The following is a 1677-nucleotide window of genomic DNA, read 5'->3' on the forward strand; positions in this document are numbered from 1 at the left end:
AAGCCGAACATCTTGGCGTTTAACCCAAAAAGGTTCGTAGGTTGTTTGTTTGTCTAAGGTAGTTAATGCCAGGCGGTTATTTTCGATGGATGCAATTTGAAAAACGGCACATTCAGAGGGGGTTTCGTCGGGGTCGATGACTCTAACTTTGTCCTTGAGGGAAAGTGGGAAGAAATTGTCTGGTTGTTGAGAGATATTTTTCATCTTCTTGAGAATGGAGTGAATGTTAATGAGATGTTGAGGGGTAGGCGACTAACTTTGGTTAATGCTTGAATTTAAGAAAATTAATTATGTTAAATGCAATTTTTGATTAAATTCAAAAAATCTTGATAGGAATTAGCATCAATTTCATCCCCTTCTTTAATCTCTAATTTGAACCTAATCAATTGAGGATTATTCTTTTGGATTTCTGGAAGAGCCACTTTTAATTGGTCAGCCATTTGTTCTTCTCCTGCTAAATGGTAGAGAGCTTCTCTTTCTTGAAAAGCCATAATTTCAGGCAGAGTCTCTGGTGTCGAGGTTAAGGGCTTAACGTAAATTAATACTATGTATGTACTCATGATGTATTACTTGGTGAAGAGGATTGGAATTAATGGCGACGAGAGTTGAGGAAAGATGGTAGCTCGACAGTTTTAGGAGATGAGATTTCTATTAGCTCATTCCTCAGCCTTTGATTATCAGCAAGAAGGCTTCTATTATCAGCAAGAAGACTCTCACAAATTCTTTCGAGAAATTTGGTTTCTCTGGAGAGATTGAGGAAATCTTCATAGATGCCTAAAGCCTTTTCTGTTGCTAGCTCTGGATTCTTTTCCAAGAGACGTTTGAAAATAAGAAGTTCCAATTCGGTTTCGAGAAGGATTTTTGGTTGATGATTATCTTGAGTCATGGTGTTATGGGATGGTAGTGCTTAAACAGAAGTAGAGAAAAGCCAATCAAGTAATTCTTGGGCGAGATTGGCTATAAATTCAGTGGTCTAAAATTCACCTTGAGGATTGATAATGTGGGATTGGTCGTAGTGGCAGATTTCATCTTCTGCTACCCATATTTGGCTGAGGAGGGCTTGCTCTGTAGTGGCTAGTCGATAATACCAATCAGTCTGATTGAGAAAGGTTTCTGTATTTCGATAGCGATTTGGATTGTACTTTTTGCCGACGACGATGAAAGTTGACCATTGAGTATGGTCTAACGCTGAGTCGATGAGCTTAACTAGGCTTCCTACTTCGTGTTCAGAGCGTAAAATATCTTCTTCGTCAGGAAAGTTTAACTGACAATCGCGAGTAAAAGGATGGTGTTTGAAGGAGACGCTGTTAAAAAGAGAACACCATCCTCTACTTCTACTGTCTTGGTAATCGTTAAATTGGGGACAACCAGAACAAGATGTAGGTAATGCTGTTGTAAGAAGTTGAGTTTGTGTCATGATAAGAATTAGAAATTTGTTTGTAGGGAGAGCAACTCATTACCCACTTTTCTCACAAATTAAGTTGAAAGCCAATTTAAAGCTTAAAAGTTGAAGATTTTTTCTAATAATAGAAATTTGAGATATTGGAAAGCCAAAAATTAGGCTAAATTGTGAGAAAATTCGGTGAGAGAACCTAAAAATCCAGTCATAAAGAAAAATTGACCAGGACAAAATAAATAGTAATTAAGCAACAGCTATTTAAGAAATTATTTAATTAT

The 1677-nt window shown here is 37.0% G+C and carries 4 protein-coding genes; all 4 read right to left on the minus strand.

Annotated elements, in window-relative coordinates:
* The coding region (locus H1P_RS33165; protein ID WP_144875718.1) for a hypothetical protein at positions 1–204 on the minus strand (204 nt) is incomplete at its 3' end.
* A gap of 89 nt (positions 205–293) precedes the next feature.
* The gene (locus H1P_RS33170) at positions 294–560 is read right to left on the minus strand and encodes a hypothetical protein (RefSeq protein WP_144875720.1); all 267 of its coding nucleotides are present in this window, start codon (positions 558–560) and stop codon (positions 294–296) included.
* 29 nt (positions 561–589) lie between these two features.
* On the minus strand, positions 590–886 hold the full coding sequence (locus tag H1P_RS33175) for a hypothetical protein (protein ID WP_144875722.1): 297 nt from the start codon (positions 884–886) through the stop codon (positions 590–592).
* Positions 887–973: 87 nt separating this feature from the next.
* On the minus strand, positions 974–1417 hold the full coding sequence (locus H1P_RS33180; RefSeq protein ID WP_144875724.1) for a hypothetical protein: 444 nt from the start codon (positions 1415–1417) through the stop codon (positions 974–976).
* Positions 1418–1677: the final 260 nt, after the last annotated feature.

The sequence above is a fragment of the Hyella patelloides LEGE 07179 genome, from assembly GCF_900659865.1.
GTDB lineage: Bacteria > Cyanobacteriota > Cyanobacteriia > Cyanobacteriales > Xenococcaceae > Hyella > Hyella patelloides.